We start from the raw sequence: 24,661 nt of genomic DNA on the forward strand, positions 1-24,661 counted from the left end.
GGGGGCGAAGGCGAGAACCAAACAATCGCGCATTCATACTTCAATTCAGCAACGCCGATTTTTTATTCTGAGGCGTTGGTGAATCAACATCAGAATTAAGATATTTGGACTAACCGTAATCAACATTAGAATTATGAATACCCCTTTCATTGCTTTCTCGTGAACAACCCAACCCGTAAACGAAATAATCTGTAGGGACGTTGCATGCAACGTCTCTAGCTGTTCCCTCCATACCTGTTCCTACAGCCACGAAAATCATAGCTAAATTCACCAACGCCTTTTTATTCTGATAACTTGGCTAGACATCATCGGGACTTACGCACGCATACGAAATTATACAGCAAACGCAATATTTTTCCTTCCGCCTTCTGCCTTCTGCCTTCTGCCTTCTGCCTTCTGCCTTCTGCCTTCTGCGATCGCGTTCAGCAATAAGAAAGAGCCTAGTTTCAGAGAAAAACTAAGCTCTTGGTAGTATAACCTAAATATCATTGAGCTACTATAAGATAAAATTTAGAAGCAAGTATTTAAAATCCAAAAATATATTTTAACAATAACTCGTAATATCCTCTCCACAAACATCTGCTAGAAAAGTTAAAGAGCGAAATCGTAAGCCGATAAATTGGTCATACAAAGGATTAAGTTTACACATTGCAGGAATATGAAACAGTAGATGTCCGAATAGTTTCACATCTCTCTCAAAAGGACATTGAGCCGGGATCAAGTGACACAGCAAATGTGCTATTTTTTGATTATTGATTTCTATACTATCAAGATATTCGCGAATTGGTTGCAGTAGTTTATCTAGGTAGTTATGGTTTGCTTGAGTGGCTTGGTGTGAAATACCTGTAATAGAACTCATAATTAGATCATCCGATATATAAACTAGTTCTGTCAATATATTTTCAGTCTAACTTTGATCTCACTTTCTTGTATAGTCAATTTGGCCTGATTTTGCAAACTTTCACAATTACTTTAATTTTTATCCTAGTATTGTGAAGATTAGATGAAATCTGTTGATATTTGTTTAAAATAACTAGCTTTTATCGCCAAAATTTGTTATTCCAAAAATCAAATAATTGAAGCTAAAAAAATTACTGTTATTCACAGTTTAGCAGAATATTCAGTATAATTACGTTAAAAAATAGTTATGGAAATAATAAATATTGATAAATTGTTATGCAATATACTGATTTTATTTTATTATTATAAATATAATAACTATGTGGATACTCCAGCAAATTTTTGTGAATTAATCTTTAATTAATAAATCCTTGGAATTAATTTTTTCACCCGTTGTTGATAATCTGAATATTCTGGATATTTTTCACTTAACCAGGTTTCTTCTCGCCTTGCTTTCAGGTCAAGAAACAAAAAAATTACAATAACCGCTACAAAATGAGACAAACTAAGTTGAAAAATGCTCCAACCGAGAGTCAAGAAAATTAAACCGCTATACATAGGATGTCTAACAATGCCATAAATTCCAGTTTGCACCAGCTCACCATCTGCTCTAGGATATGGCAAAGGTGTCAGATTTTTGCCTAAATCTAATAATCCTTTCACAATCAAAACTAATGCAGCGATCATAAAAAGTGCTGCTACTATCCAACAAGAGTATGTTAATTGTGGCAATTCTAAACTAATTTCTGGTCGGTGATATGTAGGCAAAAAAATAAATCCTACCAGTAGCAAACCTTGAATTAATACCAAATATTCACCATGTTTGCCACTACGCCACCCATCTCTGGTAAAACCCCAATTTGTAAATATTTTCATCAATTATATTTCCTATATTTCCATAAATTTTTCAACGTCGCCAATAAGGTCTCCCTTTCCAGAAAACCCCTATAGCTAGACTTATTAATGAAGCTCTAGACGCACTAACTAAAACAGGAGGTAGAGGAAATAAAGACTTTAATAATAATCCGATAAATAAACATAAAACTAGCGCCCAAAGACTAGAATTATTCAGTAACCACTGCTTTTGCCAGAATTCTAATAAATAAACTGCTAAAGCTCCCATTCCTACTGCTGCTCCTATAGGTATTAAGACCCCAAATATTGGAGAGGAAAATAGCATACTCAATGGTTTCAGGAGCACAAAAAAATAAGTGAAGCTTAAGATTAATAATACTTCTGTTGCTACAACTGTCAAAGTAGCAATGAAACTTACTAAAAGTAGTTCTTGCCAAGGTAAACTTTTCAAACGTTGCCAAATATTATTCATGTTTTAAGTTGATAGAGTTAGGAATTAAGAAAATCTGGTTAATCTAAAATTAGATACTTGTAGATAAAGTTTAAAACTGCTTCTAAACCCACTTTTGTTTTGAGGTTAGTAAAGACAAAAGGGCGATCGACTCGCATCTTTTTAGTATCTTTTTCCATAATATTCAGGTCTGCTCCTACATGGGGAGCAAGGTCAATTTTATTAATTACGAGTAGATCAGATTTAGTAATGCCAGGACCTCCTTTTCTTGGTATTTTATCACCAGCAGCTACATCAATCACATAGATTGTTAGATCGACTAGCTCGGGGCTAAAAGTTGCTGCTAAGTTATCACCGCCACTTTCGACAAATACTAAGTCTAGATCGGTAAATTTATTTTCTAATTGCTCAATAGCAATGAGATTAATAGAAGCATCTTCCCTGATAGCTGTATGAGGACAACCACCTGTTTCTACTCCTATTATACGGGAACTATCTAATGCTTGGCTTCGCACCAAAAATTGGGCATCTTCTTGGGTATAAATATCATTGGTGACAACTGCAATATTATATTTTTGTCGCATTGACTTACATAAGGCATCAACTAAAGCTGTTTTACCTGAGCCTACTGGGCCAGCTATTCCAATCCGAAAAACATTCATAAATTACTAATTATTAATGGGTATAGCAGAAGGAAGGAAGAAGGAAGAAGGAAGAAGGAAGAAGGAAGAAGGAAGAAGGAAAAGCCTTACTTTTTCTGAGTTTTAAACTTTTGATTGGACAAATTAGCTTTTCATAACCAGATGCAGAAGGAAGAAGGAAGAAGGAAAAGCCTTACTTTTTCTGAGTTTTAAACTTTTGAACTTTCCGCACCCTTTCTTTCGACTCCTATAATTATAATTAACAGATTTCTCAAACAATAGTTTACTGAAAATTCGTTTTTTTCTTCTTCCCTGTTGCCTGTTGCCTGTTGCCTGTTGCCTCAAAGCCTTCAATAATCTCACAACTAAAATCATATTGCTATAACTGAAATAACCTAACTTCTAAATAATCTAGTATATTGAACTTCGTGAGCCATACTTGCTAGAGATAATCCCCAACTACAACTGTTTAACTCATCATCTTTTAATTTGAGGATTTCTTTGGCACTCAAAACTATTTGATTTTGCAATTCCCATAATAACTTTTGTCCTACTGTTTGACCGAGAGGAATTAATTTTACACCAGCATTAACTAGATTAGTTGCCCAACTATGTAGATAACTTAAAATTGCAGTTTCAATCTCAATTTTCCAGGAAGCAGAAATTAGACCATAAGCGATCGCGAAGTTACAAAAATCTGTTTCTGTTTCGAGTTTGTTTTGAATAAAGCTCATTAATTCTGTTGATAAATCTGGCTGAATATTCATAAATAAACGAATCAAAGTTCGACCCATTTGTAAACTTTGCAGGCGTAATTCTTCAGTCTCTTTAACTGCAGTTGCCCAATTATTCCAATTATTTAAAAGCGGTAAATTTCCTGAATTAGTTTCCCAATAAGCTCTAATTATTAATGCTGCTTCTAATCGAATACTGCCAAATTTGAGAGAATCTATCAACCAATTTTTAAGACTATCATAATCAGAAATTTTTCCTCTAGTTACTAATACTTCAATACCTTCTGAATAACTATAAGCTCCTACGGGTAATGCCGGACTTGCTAACTGTAAAAGACATAAAAGTTGATTTGCTCCCTGGTTTTGATAGTACATTATTTAAAGTCAAAATTCAAAAGTCAGAAGTTAGAAGTTAGAAGTGATATTTTATATCAAATCCGCTCGGGTTCGATATAAAAAAATGTTCCATCTTCAACCATTACCAAATATCTCCCCATCTCCCCATTCACTAAAGTCAAAATTCAAAATTCAAAAGTTAGAAGTTAGAAGTGATATTTTATATCAAATCCGCTCGGGTTCGATATAAAAAAATGTTCCATCTTCAACCATTACCAAATATCTCCCCATCTCCCCATCTCTAATGACCATGACCATAAGCTCCTATTTCTGGTTGAAATGGAGAGATTTCTTCTATAATTTCCATACCTAATTGTTCCAGCATAGTTTTTAACACTGGGTCTGGAGATAACTTTAAATTTGTAGGAGTAATTTCTATGGGTATATGTCTATTACCTAAATGATAAGCTGCCCTGAGTAAATCTAAGGGAGTTTTCCCTGTTATTCTCAGGATGGGTTCTGGTTTAGCAATTATTCTGACTATAAACTCACCTGTCTTATTGGTCAGTAAGTCGCGATCGCGCAGCACTGTTCCTCTAGACAAACGCAGATGTAAAATTTTCCCGTTTTCTGTATCAAAACGATAGCGACTCCTGGTGCGTTGTACTGCTGTCAGAGGCAAGGTCAAACAAACTGCCGCATTTTTGTCAGCAGCTAAACGTTGGGTTAAAATTAACATTGCTAGTCTTATGTTTATTGACTATTTGTTTGTTCTTGTTGAAGACGAAGCAACTCTTCTTGAATTCTTTCTCGTAAGGTTTGATTAATATTTTGAGCCATTGTAATCTTATTAAATAGAGTCACAGTCATATCATTGCTATTAATAATGTTTTTAGCTTTATTGCAGTAATTCACGGCAATTACTTTAATATTTCGTGGTAGATCGTTAACAGTGTTTTTCTGATTGCAAATAATTGGAGGAATAGCTCCTCCTGGACTTTGTTTTTGAAATTCATTTTGAATTTCTCTATAAACTCCTATTCTTTCGTCTTCGATTTGTAAGACTGCTTTGCTATATTTAGTTATCTCTTCATTTGTAAAGTTTGCTTCTTCATCTGTAAAAGATTCCTGAGCTTGGACAGCTGTATCAAATACAGGTAATAATGAGTTAGATAACCTAGTAGGTATTACACCCATCATTAAGCCTAATGTAGACAGAGTTGCGACTAATAAAGACTGGGATATTAGTCTATGGGGATATAGTTGAACAGTACAAAATAAAGCTTTAATCTTCATAATCTGTGATTAACGAATAAAAATTAAACTATCTAAGTACCTTAGAATTATTTTAGTCCGAGAAAGTTCCTAATTACTTAAGAGTATCTAATGAAAGTGGGCAAAATTAAAGTTATTTATAATACAGCACATCATCTGTGTTTGAACCAAAAATTTGTAATTTCTAGGAGCTAGATATTTTATTCAATAGGTATATTTTAAATATTTAGTTTTTCATTCTCCTGCTTACATATTTGAAATAATTTGGTAAAATATTTTACTAATTCTGATGAGCGATACTGAAAATCAATAAATTTGATGACCCAAAGCTCTTAGATATGTAATAGCTGTAGACCGATCAGAAATTATACTGATAGAAAAAAGCTGACTACAAATAGAAATAAGAAAAATGCACAATTTCAAATTTGTTTAGTGAAGTTAGTAACTGGAAGGGAGTTTGCTTACCGAACAATTAATATTATGTTCGGTTGAATACTTATAAATAACTGTTGTGAGTCCTCAGGAGTCAGTCCTCAGGAGTCAGTAGGGAAGAAAGTAGGAATGCTTATAAAATATTGGAGATGGGGTATTGATAATTTCAGTATTTCTTTGGTACTGTCGATACTATCAGTCCTTAAATTTTATTATAACTGATTATCCGTTAGCGTAGCTCCCCCTCCGGGGGAACATTATATAAGGTAAAAATCCTCTCCTTTAAAGGAGAAACAAGCGGTCTATCTTCGCAGCTTCCCGTAGGGTGGGATGGCGAGGTCTCGGAGCTGTCCGACCATCGACCAAGAGAGAAAAAATTTTCCTTTTATTCAATCCTCTTCCTTTTAGGGAGAGGTAATTATCAATTATCAATTATCAATTATCCATTATCCATTATTGAATGTTGTTACACTCCAAAGATGATGGGTAGGGCGGTAAACTTTTTTCAGCTACAGCCTATTTTAACTCAAATATAATATCATTTTCGGTTGAATACTTAGTAAATAACTTAGGGATGAGTCAGAAGTTAGGAGGAAATAAAGGAGAAAAGCAAAGATAATTTCAGTATTTCTTAGGTACTATCAGTTCTTAAATTTTATTTATAGAACCTCTGAGTGGTATCTTTACACGGGGTATGTGGTTTTGGTTTCCGTTTTCAGTCCTGGTGAAGTAAGGAAATTCAAGAACGAGAATAGGGGAAAAAGCGGATGCGACCCCGCACCCTTAGGGTATCTCTTTCCTCCTCCGGAGGAGCTACGCTCACAGAAACGCTTTGTGTACAGTAGTTGCGTGACTGTCGGGGAACCCGAAGGGCGCACTGCACTCACCGTAGCACGGCGCACCTGGTAGCGCACCAAGCAGGTTGAAATTTGCTCCCATCTCCCCATCTGGCCATCTCCCCATCTGGCCATCTCCCCATCTGCCACTTTATTTTTAAATAGATCCCAAATGGGTTCTATAACTGACCCGTCCGAAAATGATATAAGTTCACTCTTTGACATCCTCCCGACGTTGCGCATGGCGCAACAACGCGGGATTCCTAAACCTCGCGACTCAGGACTTTCTGCTTCGCTCCGCACCTGCTGAGGAGGCCCTTCCCTCTTTCTGGTCTAAAGGCGCGCTCCACAGACAAGCCAGCGCGGTCTTGGGGGTTTCCCCCATGAGCGACTGGCGCTGACACTGCTAGCCCAGCAGCCTTATTGAAGACTAACACACTATTGGCATGCGCCGCAAAATTGATTGGTTTTCCCATGAGTAAGTCAATTAATGATGCGATTTTGGGGACAATTTCTAACTATTTTAACTGTCAAAGCCGGAAATGCTGGAGGTGAAGACTATAGCAGTAAACCCCAAAAATACCAGCCAAGATTGCTTAAACTGTGGGGAAAAAGTCCCCAAAGAATTAAACATACGAACTCATTCTTGTCCGCATTGCGGTATTGTAATAGACCGCGACTTGTTTGCGTAGCATGACAAACGGAAATGCAGCGATAAATATCAAAAATAGGGCGGGTTGGCATTCCGTCCTTAAAGCACGCGCGTGCCCGATGCAATGGCAGGACTGCGAAACGAGAGAGCTTGCACAATGCGCGCCAGCGAGCGTGTGGGAGTATGTCACTATAAGATGTCATTCCTCACAATCATGTTTCTTCCTTGTTTTTTCGCTTTATAAAGCCCTTGATCGGCAGTAACAATTAAAATTTCACGAGACAATTGTTTATTAGGAACTATGCTAGCAACCCCCATACTGACAGTTACATATCTACTCACATCAGATAAATGATGTACTATTTCTAATAGTCTTACTTGCTGCTGAATTCTTTCTGCTACATGGATACCCCCTTCAGTTATAGTATTAGGTAAAATTATGGCAAATTCTTCGCCCCCATAACGTGCCACTAAATCTGCTGGACGTTTCACTGAGCGCTTAATAGCTTGAGCAACTTGCCTTAAACAATAGTCTCCTGCTTGATGGCCATAAGTATCGTTATAGCTTTTAAAGTAATCTATATCGCACATAATTATAGTTAGGGACAACTGTTCCCGTTTCAACATTTGCCACTGTTGGCGGAAATATCGATCGAATTCACGACGATTTGCTACTGCGGTTAAACTATCTATGGTAGCAAGGCGCTCTAGCTCTTGATTAGCTATTGACATAGCTGTTTCCATCTGTTTACGATCTGTGATATCTTTCCCTACTCCTACTACACAAGCTTCTCGATCTATGTAAATAACTTCTGCTGATAGGAGAGCTGTGATAATTTGCCCTGACTTGGTGCGAAAATTAACTTCTTGATTTTTGAATTTTCCTTTTAACGTTAATATTTTAGTAATGCGATCGCGTTCTGTTGAGTCTACCCAAATTCTTAAATCTATTGTGCTTTGGCTAAGTAATTCTTCTCTCTTATAGCCACTTAAGCTACAAAAACTATTATTTACATCCAGTAACTGTCCTTCTCTGAGCGTACAAATCATCATTGGAGCTGGACTCGTACTAAATGCTTTGACAAATTTTTCTTCAGATAATCGCAGCGCTAATTCCATTTCTTGGCGTTGAGTTATATCAGTTTGCACACCTATATAGTGAGTTAGTAGTTTTCCAGTAGTGTCTGGTACCGGAGAAATAGATAGTTGATTCCACCATCTTGTGCTATTCTTACGAGTATTTTGTAAAATTACATTACATTTTTTTTGTTCTTGCACAGCTGTGGAGACTTCTGTCAGAGCAGTTTGATTTGGGTGGTTTTTGTGTAAAAATCTAGGGTTTTTGCCCATTACTTCTGCTTTTGAATAACCAGTCAATGTTTCAAAGCCTTGATTGACATAAACAATTGGGTTATCTGTTTGAGTAGAGTCAGTAATCATTATCCCATTTTGACAAGCATCAATTGCTCTGTGTAATAATTGTAATTGATCTTCGGTTTGTTGACGTTCTAAAATCTCTTGTTTGAGTTGAGTATTTTCTTCTTTCAATTTTTGTTTTTGGTTTTTGATTTTCAGTTGATTTTCTACACGAGCCAATAATTCTTCTATTTGTAGTGGTTTAGTAATATAATCTACTCCTCCCATAGAAAATCCTTTTACTTTATCTACAGAACCGTTGAGAGCGCTAAGAAAAATGATAGAAATATCTTTCGTTTTAGGGTTTGCTTTTAAGTGTTGACAGACTTGATAACCATCTATTTCCGGCATCATTATATCTAATAAAATTAAATCTGGAACTTGTGATTGGATAGCTATTAATGCCATTTCTCCATTGGTAGCTTCTCTAACGTGGTACCCTTTTTTAGAGAGTATTTTACCTAAAATTCGGAGATTATTAGGTTGGTCGTCCACTACTAAGATATCACCCAAAAATTCTTTAAATTGATTGTTATCCATAATTTTAAGTATATACACTTGAATTAATAATTTGCTCTAACTAAATTCATTGAAAGATTTCAGTAAAATTATCTAAAAAAAGATGATTTTTTCACGTTAGTTATTATCTAGCAGGTAATTATTATCTACTAAGTCATAATTGGTAACTATTTTACCTTAATAATTTTCTAGATCCAAATACTTGTTAGTAGAGTATCGAACTGGGCAAATTAAAAACTAGAGCAATCCTAAATTGGTTGTGACAATTTTTATAATAGTTAATTAATTTGAACTGAAAACCTTGTATAGTTGGGAGTAGGGGAGTAAGGGAGTGGGGGAGTAGGGGAGTGGGGGAGATTAAAGGCTTGAAGTAATATAGAATTATCAACATATACTATATAACCGGATTCTATATAATTGCCTCCAAAATATTACAACTTAAATAAGATTGCTATAGAGAATATTTTAACCATTAAAAAAATTGACAAAATCATAGTCTTGTTATATAATCTTTGAAAAAATCTTATATATAAATTAACCTAATTATTAATATTTAGTTTATAATGAACAATATTGTATTAGATGTTCGCGACCTTAAAGTTAAATTTACAACAGAAGAAAAACTACTAAAAGCTGTTGATGGTATATCTTTTGCCGTCAAACGAGGGGAAACTTTAGGAATTGTCGGAGAATCAGGCTCCGGAAAATCTGTCACATCTCTGGCAATTATGGGTTTATTACTAACTAAATCTTGTCAAATTAGCGGTGAAATTTGGTTCAATAATTCTGCTGAAAATGAACAAAATTCTCAACCAATAAATTTATTACAGTTACTAGAAGAGCAAAAACAAGAATACCGGGGTGGCAAAATAGCCATGATTTTTCAGGAACCTATGAGTTCTCTTAACCCTGTTTATACTATTGGATTTCAGTTAACAGAAGCTATTAGGTTTCATCAAAATATTTCACCAGCAGAAGCACGACGTCAAGCAGCATCTCTACTTCAAGAAGTAAAACTTCTGCCCAACGATCAAGTGTTGCGAGAAAAATGTATAGAAGAAATAACAGAAGAAGGAAGAAGGAAGAAGGAAGAAGGAAGAAGGAAGGAAAAGGAAGATGAAGGAATAAGGAAGGAGGATGAAGGAAGAAGTAGTGGCACAAGCGATCGCGAAATTATGCTGCAAGTCAACAAAAAAAAGCTGGCCATGTTAGACCGTTATCCCCACGAACTTTCTGGCGGTCAATTGCAAAGAGTGATGATAGCAATGGCGATTTCTTGTAACCCCACTTTATTAATTGCAGATGAACCAACGACAGCTTTAGATGTTACAGTCCAGGCTAGAATTTTAGAATTACTGCGGGAGTTGGGAAAACGCAGAGGAATGTCGGTTATATTTATCTCTCACGACTTAGGAGTAATGGCTGAAGTTGCGGACACTGTTGCAGTAATGTATCAAGGTAAAATGGTTGAGTCTGGCGATATCGGACAAATATTTACTCAACCACAGCATCCCTACACAAAAGGTTTATTAGCTTGTCGTCCTCCCCTCCATGGAAAAATTGTGCGCTTGCCTACTGTTTCTGATTTTATGGAAGAGGTAACAAACTCGAATGGCGAAATTGAAATTAGGGAAAAAAAGATAGCAGCAGCAGAACAACAAAATATAGATTTGGCAAAACAAACTGCTCCCCAAACAACGGAAAATAAAATCTTACAAGTTAAGAATTTACGAGTAGGGTTCCCAGTCAAAGGAATGTTTGGTCAAACTAAACGTTTATATATGGCAGTTAATGACGTTTCTTTTAGTGTTGCTCCCGGTGAAACTTTGGGTTTAGTGGGAGAGTCTGGTTGTGGTAAAAGTACCTTAGCTAGAGCAATATTACAATTGATTCCTATTACAAGTGGGCAGGTATTTTTTGAGGGTAAAGAAATTACAAACTCCCATGGTAAGTCGGGAATTAAGAAATTGATGCGGAGGTTGCGACGGGATCTGCAAATTATTTTTCAAGACCCCTTTAGTTCTCTGGACCCTCGTTTCACTGTTGGTGATGCAGTGATGGAACCAATGTTAATTCATGGGGTAGGTAATAGTTACAAAATTAGACGCGATCGCGCAGCACATTTATTAGAAAGGGTAGGATTAACTGCTGATTCATTAAATCGTTATCCCTATGCTTTTTCTGGTGGTCAACGTCAACGAATTTGTATTGCTCGTGCTTTAGCTTTGAATCCTAAATTGATTATTTGTGATGAGTCTGTTTCAGCTTTAGATGTATCGGTGCAAGCGCAAGTTTTGAATTTATTTAAAGAGTTGCAAGATGAGTTTGGTTTAACTTACATATTTATTTCCCATGACTTGAGTGTAGTCAAATTTATGAGCGATCGAATTATGGTAATGAATCAAGGTAAAGTTGAAGAAATTGGTCTTGCTGAACAAGTTTATAATCAACCGCAACGAGAGTATACGCGACAACTTATTGCTTCTATTCCTACTGGAAATTTAGAGAGGTTTAAGGTTTCTTAATTTAGAGGAGTCAGGAGTCATTTCAGTTATCAGTTATCAGTTATCAGTTATCAGCGCCAGTAGTGGACTGACACAGCTAAAATGGTGCATTAGGCGTAGGTTGGGTTGAGGAAGCCCGAAACCCAACATTAGCAAGATTTTTTTTGGTTTATCCTAACGGATAAGCTCCGCTAACACTGCCGTTCAACCCAACCTACATTTTTAGGCGTGTCAGTCTACTACTAAAAGTCTTATACTATCGGTTTTTTATTCCCCCTGTTGCCTGTTACCTGCGCACAGCACTATTATAAAAAATAACTAACACATAACAAATGAAATAATTATGATTGAATGGTTAATTGCTTGGGGGGGTAGTGAAGCGGTTAAATTTATTGCTCAGGAAGTTATTGGAGAATTAGCTAAGGGTACTGCTGAAGACTATGTTAAAGATTTTTTTAAACAAGGTATTTCTGATGCTATTGGTGGCATAAAAAATGGAAAAGTTTTACAAAAAGCTACGGCACAAGCTATTAAATATTTTTTAGATTTGATACAGCAAGAATTAGAAAATGCTGAGTTGAGTGAAAGTGAGTTAAAGAAATATACTAAACCTTTAAAAAAGTTTATTGAAAATAAGTCAGTTTTAGAAGTTTTGGTTAGTGCTTTTGATAATGATATAAAATTTTTGGATACTAAGAAATTAGTTACTATTGGAAATGAAATTAATCCACCTTTGCCAGATGAATTTAACTGGAATTTTGTTGCCGAGCAATATCGGAGAAGGGTTAAAAAGATTATTCGCGAGTCTGATGAATTACGGAAAATATTGGATTCAGAAAATCTGGATAAATTGGCAAATCAAAATACGGAAATTAAACCAGAATTTGACCTAGAAAAATATCAGGAGGGAATCCGAGAACAATATGGGAATCTGAAATTAGAAAGTTTAGATACCAGTGGTTATGCTTATAATCAATTGAAGTTATGGCGAATGTTTATTCCTCAAAATGTCCGGGAATCTCAGGAATTTCTGCCTCAAGTACATGAAATTCCTAAAGAATATCGGCAGCAATTAAAAGATACTGGGCAGTTTGAGGAAGAACTTTCTCAAGAAAGATTAGAAGGTCTTAGACGCAGATATTTTGAACAGCAAGCTCGCTCGGTTTTAGAGTTAATAGAAAATAGCAATTATCAATATTTAGTTATTCTGGGAGACCCTGGTTCTGGTAAGTCTACTTTATTACAATATATCGCTCTACAATGGGCAGAATTATCTCGGAAAGATTTATATTTACAGCCAATTCCTATATTAATTGAACTACGGACTTATGTTAGGAACCATGATGCTAATAAATGCCAAAATTTTCTGGATTTTCTGGAAAAAGGTAGCGGCATAACTTGTCAATTACCTCAACAAGAACTCGATGCTAAATTACAAATTGGCGATGCTATTGTGATGTTTGATGGATTAGATGAAGTTTTCGAGCCAGCAAAACGAGAGGAAATAATTACTGATATTCATCGGTTTACAAATGTCTATAAAAATGTGCGGGTTATTGTTACTTCGCGGGTAATTGGTTATAAGCCACAAAAACTCCGGGATGCTGAATTTAATCATTTTATGTTGCAAGATTTGTCAGCGGAACAAATTGAGAATTTTATTCAACGTTGGCATAATTTGACTTATCAAGATGAGGGGGAAAAAGAGAGGAAAAGGGAAAGGTTGAAACGGGCAATTAAGGATTATTCAGCTATTAAAGAATTGGCAGTAAATCCCCTTTTATTAACTATGATGGCTATCTTGAATCGTCATCAAGAATTACCCAGAGATAGAACTGAACTTTATAATCAAGCTTCCCGGGTTTTATTGCAGCAGTGGGATGTGGAGTTAAAAAAGTTAGTTGATGCGAAAATTGACCCGATAACTATTGACTATAAAGATAAGCAGTCTATTTTGCGTCAGGTTGCTTTTTTTATGCAGGGAAATACTGCGGGTTTAGCTGGCAATTTGATTTTGGGAGGTGATTTGGAAAAGATTATTTGGGAGTATCTAAAAAGTGTAGATATTAATGATGCAAGAACTGTGGCTAGGGCGTTGATGGAACAGTTACGGAGTCGGAATTTTGTTTTGTGTTTTGTTGGGGCTGAATATTATGCTTTTGTGCATCGAACTTTTTTGGAATATTTTTGTGCTTGGAGTTTTGTTTTGCAGTTTGAAAAAGAACAGAAAATTTCTAAAAAAGAGTTAATTGAGGATGTTTTTGGTAAGCATTGGTGGGATGAAAAATGGCATGAAGTTTTGCGGTTAATTTCTGGGATGATAGATCCTAAGTTTGTGGGAGAAATTATTAGTTATTTGATGGAGCAAGATGGGGAAGAGGAAGAGTTTAAGAATTTATTTTTGGCGGGCAAGTGTTTGTTTGAAGTTAGGAGTCGTCATATTATTGCTGATGTGGGGTCTAGCTTATTAAATAGGTTAAAAAATTTGACTGGGTATGACCTTGGTTATTATTATGAACCTGGTAGCGATGAGGCAGAGCTAGTTCGTGAAATTCATACTCAAGCTGTGGAAGTGGTAGTTGCAACCTGGAGAGATGATCAAGAAACTTATACTTGGCTCAAACAAATGGTAGACTCTGATAGTGACTCGTATGTGCGAGGTGAAGCTGTGCGACAAATTGCTACTGGTTGGAAAAATGAACCGGGAACTTTTGAATTACTCAAACAATGGGTAGAGTCTTATAAGAATTGGAATGTACGACGGGAAGCGGTGCGACAAATTGCTATTGGTTGGAAACACGAACCCGGTATTTTAGAATTACTCAAACAAAGGGTTGTGTCTGATAAAAATTGGAATGTACGACGTGAAGCGGTGCGACAAATAGCTACTGGTTGGAAACATCAACCGGGAATTTTAGAATTACTCAAACAAAGGGTTGTCTCTGATGAGAATTGGTATGTGCGAGTTGAAGTGGTGCGACAAATAGTTACTGGTTGGAAACATCAACCGGGTATTTTAGAATTACTTAAACAAAGGGTAGAATCTGATGAGAATTGGTATGTGCGAGTTGAAGTGGTGCGACAAATAGTTACTGGTTGGAAAGATGAACCCGGTATTTTAGAATTACTTAAACAAAGGGTAGAATCTGATGAGAATTGGTATGTGCGAGTTGAAGTGGTGCGACAAATAGTTACTGGTTGGAAAGATGAACCCGGTATTTTAGAATTACTCAAACAATGGGTTGTGTCTGATAAAAATTGGAATGTACGACGTGAAGCGGTGCGACAAATAGCTACTGGTTGGAAACATCAACCGGGAATTTTAGAATTACTTAAACAAAGGGTAGAATCTGATGAGAATTGGTATGTGCGAGTTGAAGTGGTGCGACAAATAGTTACTGGTTGGAAAGATGAACCCGGTATTTTAGAATTACTCAAACAATGGGTAGAGTCTAGTAGGAATTGGGATGTGCAACTTGAAGCGGTGCGACAAATAGCTACTGGTTGGAAACATGAGGTGGGAATATTTGAATTACTCAAACAATGGGTAGAGTCTGATGAGAATTGGTATGTACGAGTTGAGGTGCTGCGACAAATAGCTACTGGTTGGAAACATGAGGTGAGAATTTTCGAATTGCTTTATCATACCGCCCTCAATGACCCCTTTCAACGTGAAAAAAACTGGGAAGACAACCCTCGACAAACAGCACTAGAGGCAATAGTCAAACATTACCCAGACCATTCGCAAACCCTCCCACTATTAAAAGACAGAGCAGAAAATGACCCAGACGAAAAACTGCGAAAGTGGGCAAAGAAGAAATTGCGACGATTAGAGACATAGTCCACGTCATTTCAGTTATCAGTTATCAGTTATCAGTACCTCTGTCTATATTTTTTGGTCAGATTTTTCGCTTTTGTTGGGTTGCGAGATACGCTTAACTAAACCTACTTTCTACTTCCTTCAGGACTTACGTACAGAAACTAAATCCACTGAGGGCGAATGCCATTCGCCCCTACATATGGTGTTTTCAAGGTTAATTTGCGTAAGTCCTCTTCCTTCTTCCTTCTTCCCTCTTCCTTCTTCCTTTCAGTTATCAGTTAACAGTTATCAGTAACTCTGTCTACATTTTTTGGTCAGATTTTTCGCTTTTGTTGGGTTGCGAGATACGCTTAACCCAACCTACCTACTAAGTTAATGTTAATTATTCTTATGTTTGCTTCTACCCTGACTTCTGACTTCTGACTTCTGACTTCGTTAACTCCCCCACTCCTCTACTTCCCCTCCTGGGAGGGGTTAGGGGTGGGTTAACTTCTGACTTCTGACTTCTAACTTCTGACTTCGTTAACTCCCCTACTCCCCACAACACTAACTAACCCGCGACGCCCGTAATTGCCCACAAGCGGCATCAGCTTCTAAACCACGGGAATAACGAACGCTAACTGCAATATGTTTTTCTTCAAGAGCATTAACAAAAGCGTTGATATCTTCTCCTGTTGGTCTTTGATAGTCAACCTCACTAATAGGGTTATAGGGGATTAAATTAACATGACACTGAAACCCCCGCAGATTTTTAGCTAATTCTTTAGCATGGTCTGGTAAATCATTAAAACCTGTTAACATCACATACTCAAAACTAATTCTTCGCTTTGTGAGGTTGACATATTCACGACAATCTGCTATTAAATCTCCTAAAGGATAAGATTTAGCACTAGGAATCAGATGTTCCCGCAATCTTTGATTAGAAGCATGAAGACTAACAGCGAGAGTCACTTGCAATTTATATTCGGCTAATTGACGGATGCGATCGCGAATTCCCACAGTTGAGATAGTTATACAACGTTGTCCAATACCCACATCTTGATTCAGGGACCTAACAGCAGCCAAGACATTTTTAGTATTCAGTAACGGTTCCCCCATTCCCATAAACACAATATGGCTAACTCGTCGCTCAAAATCTTCTTGTACAGTCAGCACCTGGTCGATAATTTCATGTGCTTCTAGGTTGCGGGTAAAACCTCCTTTTCCAGTAGCACAGAAATCACAAGCCATTGGACAACCTACCTGAGAAGACACACATACAGTTAGACGTTTATGGCTAGGAATACCTACAGTTTCAATAATATTACCGTCTGATAGTTGCAGCAGATATTTAACTGTTTTGTCTGGAGCAACAGAGCGGTAATGTATGGCAGATCGACCTATGGGAAAATGCTTAATCTCCTCGCGCCATTGTTTGGAAAATACAGTGATATCTGCCAGAGACTTAGCCCCTTTTTGATATATCCATTGATATAATTGTTTGCCTCGATAAGCAGGTTGTCCTTGCTGTTGTACCCACTCTGTTAACTCAGATAAAGATAAGCCTAACAGAGGAGTTTGGGTAGGAGTAATTAAAGATTGAGTCATTTCAGTTTAGTAATTAATTTATTGGCGTTGTATAAATGTGGCATGATTTTAATAGTTTTGTAGAATGGGCATCTTGCCCGCGACAGTTGTACCTCATAACAATGGAAACCGCTGTATTTGTGTAAATAAGCGGTTGAATACTTTACTTAAATCTAGCATTTATAAGCGAATCTAAATTAGAAATATACAGTATAATAATATATTTATTACAGGACTTACACAAATTTACCTTGAAAACGCCATATGTAGGGGCGAATGCAATTCGCCCTCAGTGGATTTAGTGTTCGTGCGTAAGTCCTGAATATATTTATCACAGGACTTACGCAAAATATCAGGTCAAACACCATCTGTAGGGGCGAATGGCATTCGCCCTCATTGGATTTAGTGTTCGTGCGTAGGTCCTGTATCAAATAAAAACAAGTTAAAAAGTAGTCCTATAAGGTTGAAACTTCAAACCCAATTTTTCGGTGAATAATAATGAATCAGAATAATCTTTTCTGGGTTTCTGTAATCTTTAGTAAGTTGCCCATTTTTAAAATTTTCTCCGTGCTTTTAACGACACTTTTTTTAAGTGTATTTGCTGTTAGCTGCAAAACAACATCATCAACAGAAGAAAAAGTATCCTCTGCACCATCTGATAAATTTGCTGGAGTCAATATAAATGTCATCTCCCTCAGTAAACCTGTTGCTGCCACTGTTGAAAAACGTGCTGATGAATTTGAAGCGCTCACAGGGGCAAAAATCACGGTTAAAAGTGCTGGCTATTCCGAACTATATCAAACAATTTTGCAGGATCTGACAACAGGTACCAATCAATACGATGTGATGATTATGACCTCAAATTGGATGCCAGACTATATTGAATCTGGTTACCTCAAAGACTTAACGGAATATGTCAATGAAGATTCAAGTTTGGCATGGAACGATATTGCACCATTTTTTCAGGAATACGGTCCTGTGTATGGCAATAAAATCTACGCTATTCCCATTGATGGCAACTATCACCTCATGTATTATCGAGCCGATCTATTAGCTGAAGCAGGTTTCGAGCCTCCCAGAACTTGGGATGATTATCTCAAAATTGCCAAGTATTTTCATGGTAAAGACTTAAATGATGACGGGGAGCCAGACTATGGATCTTGCTTGGCAAAAAAATCGGGAAATGTTACCTACTGGGCGATGTGGTCAATTGCAGGTTCTCTTTTGCAATCTCAAGGAACCAAACAAGGGGTTTTCTTTGACCCCAATACCATGAAACCCATGACGAATAATGTTGCCTTTGCTAAAGCTCTCGATATTTACAAAGCAACCAATGAGTATGGCGCTCCAGATGAAATGGACTGGGGGTTAAACGACGGTCGTCAAGCCTTTGTTTCCGGTCGTTGTGCCTTATCAATGGATCATGGGGATATTGGGACATTGGCACTCTTACCAGGCTCAAAGGTTAAAGATAAGTTTGGTACTACCATTATGCCAGGGTCTACCGAAGTCCTCAATTGGGAGACTGGAGAATTAGTACAATGCGATAAATTCACCTGTCCGTTTGCAATTAATGGAGTAAACCATGCCCCTTTTACAGCAGCTATTGGTTGGGTGGGAACTATTAATACTGCAGCAGAACCCAAAGTTCAAGCAGCAGGAGCTACCTTTATTTCTTACATTAGCCAGCCCGATCATTCCAATATAGATGTAACAAATGGGCGATCGGGTATGAACCCCTATCGTATTTCACAGTTTTCTGATTCTCAGAACTGGATAGCAGCAGGTATGACCCCCGCAGTGGCTAGCACCTACTTGGGGGCAATTGGCGCTAGTCTCAACAGTCCCAATATGGTGTTGGATTTGACTATTCCTAGAAATTATAATTATCAGAGAGAACTTCTAGATGCAGCAGTTTCAGACTTTCTCGCAGGGAAGATTAGCCGAGATGAAGCTATGGCGAGAATTACTCAGGAATGGGAGAATCTCACCAATGAAATGGGACGAGATGCCCAAAAAACATTCTACCGGAAGAGTTTAGGATTGGAACGTTAGCGCTATGCGCTACGCGCAAGTCAAAAGTCAAAAGGTAAAAGTTAAAAGTTAAAAGTTAAAAGTTAAAAGTTATCTCTAATATCATGTATTGTCAGTTATTTCCCCCTATTCCCTATTTCCTATTCCCTATTTTCTGGAGGATAAAACCTTCTACTCCCGCCTGCCACCAAAATCTAATTACTAAACCGGAACAGAAATTGTCAGTTATTTCCCCCTATACCCTATTTTCTGGAGGATAAAACCTTCTACTCCCGCCTGCCACCAAAATCTAATTACTAAACCGGAACAGAAATTGTCAGTTATTTCCCCTTATTCTCTATTCCTTATTTTCTGGAGGATAAAACCTTCTACTCCCGCCTGCCACCAAAATCTAATTACTAAACCGGAACAGAAATTGTCAGTTATTTCCCCCTATACCCTATTTTCTGGAGGATAAAACCTTCTACTCCCGCCTGCCACCAAAATCTAATTACTAAACCGGAACAGAAATTGTCAGTTATTTCCCCTTATTCTCTATTCCTTATTTTCTGGAGGATAAAACCTTCTACTCCCGCCTGCCACCAAAATCTAATTACTAAACCGGAACAGAAATTGTCAGTTATTTCCCCTTATTCTCTATTCCTTATTTTCTGGAGGATAAAACCTTCTACTCCCGCCTGCCACCAAAATCTAATTACTAAACCGGAACAGAAATTGTCAGTTATTTCCCCCTATACCCTATTCCTTATTTTCTGGAGGATAAAACCTTCTACTCCCGCCTGCCACCAAAATCTAATTACTAAACCGGAACAGAAATTGTCAGTTATTTCCCCTTATTCTCTATTCCTTATTTTCTGGAGGATAAAACCTTCTACCTCCCGCCTTCCATCAAAGTATAATTATTAAATCGGAACAGAAATTGTCAGTTATTTCCCCTTATTCCCTATTCCCTATTTTCTGGAGGATAAAACCTTCTACTCCCGCCTTCCACCAAAATTTAATTATTAAACCGGAACAGAAATTGTCAGTTATTTCCCCCTATTCCCTATTCCCTATTTTCTAGAGATATCTATTTTTATGAACTATTGGAATCTTAGTAGCAAACTGGTTATCGCCTATTCAGGATTGATTGCTCTCACAGCAGGTGCACTGTCAATCACAATCTATTGGCAACTACGAATATCCCAGCAAGTCGCACTGCAAGACCGCCTCTTGGGGATAACCAGCTTGGCCTCTCGTCAAATTGACAGCGATTATCATGGTTTAATCAACGACCCTGAAGATGTTGATACAGCTTACTACACTGTTAATCAGCAGCGACTCAAGGAAATTCAAGCCTCCGACCCAGATATTGTTCGTCTTTATACCCTGCGCTTTCGAGATGGAAGTTACAGAGTCGTTTTAAATTATGCACCAAATTCTCAATATCTCAAGCAACCCCTGGCCAAGTTTGGAGATGTGCCACAAAATTTGCCACCACGCTTACAGCAGAAGAAAGAAATCCAGACTCCAATTACTGAAACCTCTATCCGTCCCAATGGTGCAGGTCAATTTGTTTTGTATGGTTATGCCCCCATTAAAAGTCAATTGGGGCGTTCCGACGGCATTCTTGTAATTGAGATGGATGCCACTACTGTGACTCAGAGTGCAGTGGGTACATTGGCTGTTGCGGGGGGAATTTTCCTAGTTGTTTTGCTAGTTTCCTTACCAGTAGTGTGGTGGCTCGCTCAATCAGTAGTGGTACGACCAACTTTGCATCTGAATCAGGTTGCCCGCCGTTTAGCTGAGGGACACTGGGATGAACCGCTACCCACAAATCGCCGGGATGAGTTTGGGCAGTTAGCAGACTCGTTTAGCCACATGGCTGAACAGCTACAAGCGTCGTTTAAGGAATTGCAAGACTACTCTCAAAACCTAGAGCAGAAAGTAGAGGCACGGACTCAAGAATTATCAGAGTCGCAACAGTTGCTTAACTTAGTTATCAATAATATTCCCCAATCTATTTTTTGGAAAAATCGAGATAATGTTTATCTGGGATGCAACCAGAGCTTTGCCTCGGTGGCTAGTATGACACGTCAGGAAATTGTGGGCAAAACTGACTATGAAATGCCTTGGAGTCGGGAAGAGGCAGATTTTTATATAGAGTGCGATCGCCGGGTAATGGATTCTGGAAAACCGGAGTTGGGAATTGTCGAACCGATAACACAAGGGGACGGCAAACAAGGTTGGTTGGAAACGAGTAAAGTCCCACTCTATGATGTTCAGGGTGGGGTAATGGGAATTATTGGTATTTTTCAAGATATTACCCGTTACAAAGAAGCTGAAGAAGCTGCCCAGCAAGCTAACCATGCCAAAAGTGCTTTTATTGCCAACATGAGTCACGAGTTACGCTCTCCCTTAAATGCAATTCTTGGTTTTGCCCAAATCATGACTCGTTCCCAAACCCTTCCCCAAGAGCATATTGAAAATATTAGTATTATTAGTCGCAGTGGGGAACACCTCCTGACTTTAATTAACAATGTCCTCGATCTTTCTAAAATTGAAGCCGGACGCATTACTCTTAACGAAAAAAACTTTGACCTCCATCGCCTGCTCAACGATATTGAAGATATGCTCTACCTGAAGGCACAAGAAAAAGGCTTACAACTTTTAGTCGAACATACTAATGATGTTCCTCAATATATTTGCACTGATGAACTGAAACTACGTCAGGTTTTAATTAATATTATTAATAATGGGATTAAATTTACTTCTGAAGGAGGAATTTCTGTCAGAGCAGCTCAAAAGTATCCTCCATCGAATCCCACCCAAATTATTTTTGAAGTCGAAGATACTGGAGCAGGTATTGCAGCAGAAGAGTTAGATAAACTTTTTGAAGCCTTCACTCAAACCGAAACAGGAAAACAAGCTCAAGAAGGAACAGGTTTAGGATTACCAATTTCTCGTAAATTTGTGCAACTGATGGGGGGAGACATTCATGTTAGCTCCAGACTTAACAAAGGAACGATATTTACCTTTGAAATCAAAGCTACCATTGTCAGCGAAAGCGAAGTTGTTGAGACCCAAATTCCCCAACGTCGTATTATTGCCCTGGAACCAAATCAACCCAGATATCGGATTTTAATAGTGGATGATAAACCACTGAATCGTCAATTATTAATTAAACTCCTTTCTCCTCTAGGATTTGAACTCAAAGAAGCAGTGAATGGCCAACAAGCAGTAGAAATATGGGATGATTGGCAACCTCACTTGATTTGGATGGATATGCGGATGCCAGTGATGGATGGAAATGAAGCCACTCAAAAGATTAAAGCTACAACCAAAGGACAAGCAACAACAATAATTGCTCTGACAGCTAGTGTATTGGAAGAGGAAAAAGTAGTAGTTTTATCGGCAGGATGCGATGATTTTATGAGAAAGCCATTTCGCGAAGCAGATATCTTTAAAAAGATGGAAGAATATTTAGGGGTGCGCTATGTGTATGAAGAAAGGGAGATTAAACTCAAAGAAAAGGAAGAAACTGTTGAATCTATTGAACAGAAAGTCAGGGTATTATCTGAAGAATTAAAACAACAACTAACAGATGCTTTGCTGACAGGAAATTTAGCAGGAATTGCTAATACAATTACTAAAATTAGTCAATCAGATAATTCTCTAGCTGAAGCGATAAAAAAATATTGTGATGGTTTTGAATATGAGAAAATTTTGAATTGGCTGAGTGATTAAAGAAACGTTCATTAATTGATAATTGACAATGGATAATTGATAATTACCTCTGGTTAAAACCGTTACGGAATTGAATATCAGGAAATATTAATTATTCGGTAAGCAATCAGTCAGACAATTTGAGACTAAATCTGCTCCTCAAAAGTATCTTTTTTTTTATATACCTCTGCAAAAATACTGATTTTTGAACAATGTTATAAGAGTTTCAGAAGGTTTCAGAAGGAACGAGTTTGAATATATTAATACCAAATTGATAAATGTTTGCTACAAATAGCTAGGATATTTCTAGGGTAATTTGAGTTATGTCTGATTAATAACTCTTAATAAAGTAGATGTTAAACTTATGATCGAGTCATAACAATATTTAATAATAACTTATGAATTCCTCGCGAACCAATTCAGAGCATGGCAATATTTTAGTTGTAGATGATACCCCTGCCAATTTACAACTTTTGATAGGTTTATTATCAAAAAAGGGTTATACTGTTCGTCCAATTCCCAGTGGAAAATTGGCTCTGCAAGGAATTCATCTTGATTATCCCGATCTGATTTTACTTGATATTTCAATGCCCGATATGGATGGTTATGAGGTATGTAAGCATTTAAAAACCGATCCTCGCACTCAAGATATTCCTGTTATTTTTATTAGTGCCCTTGATGATGTTTTTGATAAAATCAAAGCATTTGAAGTAGGCGGAATTGATTATATTACTAAACCTTTTCATGCCGAAGAAGTTTTTTCCCGCGTAAAAACCCATATTACTTTATATCGAATCCAGAAAAAATTGCAAGAAAAAACTCTAAATCAAGAGCAAGAAATTTATGATAAAAATCTAATTTTAGAGCAAATGATTGAGGATTTGGAAAGTACCAATCAAGAATTAAAAAAACGTTTAGAACAACTAAAAAAAACACAATTACAGTTAGTTCAAAGTGAAAAAATGGCAACATTAGGTCAAGTTGTTGCTGGAGTCGCTCACGAAATAAACAATCCCGTTGGGTTTATTGAAGGAAATATTGGTCATGCTTCAGAATATGTCGAAGCTTTAATTCATTTGCTTAGTCTCTATCAAAATAAATTATCTACTCCCGATCAAGAAATTCAAGAATGTATTGAAGATATAGATCTGGATTTTTTAATTGAAGACTGCCCTAAAGCGATCGCTTCAATGAAAACGGGTGTCGAGCGCATTCGCAATATTAGCACTGCATTACGCACTTTTTCCCGTGGGGATAACGATCAAAAAGTTTGTTTTAATATTCACGATGGCATTGAGAGCACTTTGTTGATTTTAAAACATCGACTCAAAGATAATGGAGAACATCCAGCGATCGAGGTAATTAAAGAATATGGAGAATTACCAGAAATTAACTGTTTTCCCGGTAAATTAAACCAAGTGTTTATGAATCTCATTGCTAATGCTATTGATGCTATAGAAGAAAGTAATATTGGTAAAACTTTTGAGGAAATTGAAGCTACACCAAATCAGATTACTATTACTACGGAAGTTGACAGAGAACACCAACAGATAATCATCCGAATTAGAGATAATGGCATGGGTATGAAAGAGGAAGTGAAACAAAAGATATTCGAGCATTTATTTACGACCAAAGGAGTAGGTAAAGGTACAGGTTTAGGTTTATCAATTTCCCGGCAAATAGTAGAAGAAAAACATGGAGGAAAACTTACTTGTAATTCAGCACCAGGAGTAGGTACAGAGTTTGAAATTGCTTTACCCAGGCAATAATGCGATGGGGGGATGGGGAGATGGGGAGATGGGGAGATGGGGAGATGGGGAGATGGGGAGATGGGGGGATGGGGAGATGGGGAGATGGGGAGATGGGGAGATGGGGAGATGGGGAGAAATTAAAAAATATGGCTTTGTTGATTTGAGGTATGATATCATGTCCGGATAAGAGGGCGGGCAAAAAACTGTCTCCTTCTACTCGGGGTTTCTTCTTCA

17 protein-coding genes are annotated in these 24,661 nt (G+C 37.3%); 7 read left to right on the plus strand and 10 right to left on the minus strand.

Annotated features, from left to right (window positions below):
- Positions 1 to 333: 333 nt before the first annotated feature.
- The 8 genes from F6K15_RS24610 to F6K15_RS24645 form a co-directional block, all read right to left on the minus strand.
- Entirely contained in the window at positions 334 to 489 is a 156-nt protein-coding gene (locus F6K15_RS24610; RefSeq protein ID WP_293065627.1) for a hypothetical protein, read from the minus strand.
- A gap of 55 nt (positions 490 to 544) precedes the next feature.
- A complete protein-coding gene (locus tag F6K15_RS24615; RefSeq protein WP_293065630.1) occupies positions 545 to 859 on the minus strand; it encodes a Mo-dependent nitrogenase C-terminal domain-containing protein in 315 nt (104 codons plus the stop codon).
- A 401-nt stretch (positions 860 to 1,260) separates the two neighbouring features.
- Positions 1,261 to 1,776 (minus strand): isoprenylcysteine carboxylmethyltransferase family protein, encoded by a 516-nt coding sequence (locus F6K15_RS24620; RefSeq protein WP_293065632.1) that lies wholly within the window; start codon positions 1,774 to 1,776, stop codon positions 1,261 to 1,263.
- 31 nt (positions 1,777 to 1,807) lie between these two features.
- The gene (locus tag F6K15_RS24625) at positions 1,808 to 2,227 is read right to left on the minus strand and encodes a peptide chain release factor 1 (protein WP_293065635.1); all 420 of its coding nucleotides are present in this window, start codon (positions 2,225 to 2,227) and stop codon (positions 1,808 to 1,810) included.
- 38 nt (positions 2,228 to 2,265) lie between these two features.
- Positions 2,266 to 2,868, minus strand: coding sequence for an urease accessory protein UreG (gene ureG, locus F6K15_RS24630; RefSeq protein ID WP_293065637.1), 603 nt, complete (start codon positions 2,866 to 2,868; stop codon positions 2,266 to 2,268).
- A gap of 374 nt (positions 2,869 to 3,242) precedes the next feature.
- Positions 3,243 to 3,956 (minus strand): urease accessory protein UreF, encoded by a 714-nt coding sequence (locus F6K15_RS24635; protein ID WP_293065639.1) that lies wholly within the window; start codon positions 3,954 to 3,956, stop codon positions 3,243 to 3,245.
- 262 nt (positions 3,957 to 4,218) lie between these two features.
- Entirely contained in the window at positions 4,219 to 4,656 is a 438-nt protein-coding gene (gene ureE / locus F6K15_RS24640) for an urease accessory protein UreE (RefSeq protein WP_293065642.1), read from the minus strand.
- A 14-nt stretch (positions 4,657 to 4,670) separates the two neighbouring features.
- Positions 4,671 to 5,213 (minus strand): DUF4168 domain-containing protein, encoded by a 543-nt coding sequence (locus F6K15_RS24645; RefSeq protein WP_293065645.1) that lies wholly within the window; start codon positions 5,211 to 5,213, stop codon positions 4,671 to 4,673.
- A gap of 1,789 nt (positions 5,214 to 7,002) precedes the next feature.
- Between F6K15_RS24645 and F6K15_RS24650 the strand changes: the two genes are divergently transcribed.
- Complete coding sequence (locus F6K15_RS24650) at positions 7,003 to 7,152, plus strand: zinc ribbon domain-containing protein (protein ID WP_375341089.1); 150 nt, start codon at positions 7,003 to 7,005, stop codon at positions 7,150 to 7,152.
- Positions 7,153 to 7,301: 149 nt separating this feature from the next.
- On the opposite strand, the gene F6K15_RS24655 is transcribed toward F6K15_RS24650, so the two are convergent.
- A complete protein-coding gene (locus F6K15_RS24655; RefSeq protein ID WP_293065648.1) occupies positions 7,302 to 9,068 on the minus strand; it encodes a diguanylate cyclase in 1,767 nt (588 codons plus the stop codon).
- A 542-nt stretch (positions 9,069 to 9,610) separates the two neighbouring features.
- On the opposite strand from F6K15_RS24655, the gene F6K15_RS24660 reads away from it, so the two are divergent.
- Together F6K15_RS24660 and F6K15_RS24665 are read left to right on the plus strand one after the other, a co-directional pair.
- Complete coding sequence (locus F6K15_RS24660; protein ID WP_293065651.1) at positions 9,611 to 11,572, plus strand: ABC transporter ATP-binding protein; 1,962 nt, start codon at positions 9,611 to 9,613, stop codon at positions 11,570 to 11,572.
- 322 nt (positions 11,573 to 11,894) lie between these two features.
- Positions 11,895 to 15,392 carry a HEAT repeat domain-containing protein gene (locus F6K15_RS24665; protein ID WP_293065654.1) on the plus strand — a complete coding sequence of 1,166 codons (3,498 nt, stop codon included), beginning with the start codon at positions 11,895 to 11,897 and terminating at the stop codon, positions 15,390 to 15,392.
- Positions 15,393 to 15,917: 525 nt separating this feature from the next.
- Here the strand turns inward: F6K15_RS24665 and rlmN are convergent.
- Positions 15,918 to 16,958: a 23S rRNA (adenine(2503)-C(2))-methyltransferase RlmN gene (rlmN, locus tag F6K15_RS24670; RefSeq protein ID WP_293065657.1), complete on the minus strand. Its 1,041-nt coding sequence runs from the start codon at positions 16,956 to 16,958 to the stop codon at positions 15,918 to 15,920.
- A gap of 477 nt (positions 16,959 to 17,435) precedes the next feature.
- Here rlmN and F6K15_RS24675 point away from each other — a divergent pair, with 477 nt between their 5' ends.
- From F6K15_RS24675 to F6K15_RS24690, 4 genes are all read left to right on the plus strand, one after another.
- A complete protein-coding gene (locus F6K15_RS24675) occupies positions 17,436 to 18,992 on the plus strand; it encodes an ABC transporter substrate-binding protein (protein WP_293065660.1) in 1,557 nt (518 codons plus the stop codon).
- A gap of 1,056 nt (positions 18,993 to 20,048) precedes the next feature.
- The gene (locus tag F6K15_RS24680) at positions 20,049 to 22,697 is read left to right on the plus strand and encodes an ATP-binding protein (RefSeq protein ID WP_293065663.1); all 2,649 of its coding nucleotides are present in this window, start codon (positions 20,049 to 20,051) and stop codon (positions 22,695 to 22,697) included.
- Between the two features lie 377 nt (positions 22,698 to 23,074).
- Entirely contained in the window at positions 23,075 to 24,445 is a 1,371-nt protein-coding gene (locus F6K15_RS24685; protein WP_293065666.1) for a response regulator, read from the plus strand.
- Positions 24,420 to 24,614, plus strand: coding sequence for a hypothetical protein (locus F6K15_RS24690; RefSeq protein WP_293065668.1), 195 nt, complete (start codon positions 24,420 to 24,422; stop codon positions 24,612 to 24,614). The genes F6K15_RS24685 and F6K15_RS24690 overlap by 26 nt, the downstream gene beginning before the upstream one ends.
- Positions 24,615 to 24,661 lie beyond the last annotated feature (47 nt).

The sequence above is a fragment of the Okeania sp. SIO2B3 genome (assembly GCF_010672525.1).
Taxonomy (GTDB): domain Bacteria; phylum Cyanobacteriota; class Cyanobacteriia; order Cyanobacteriales; family Microcoleaceae; genus Okeania.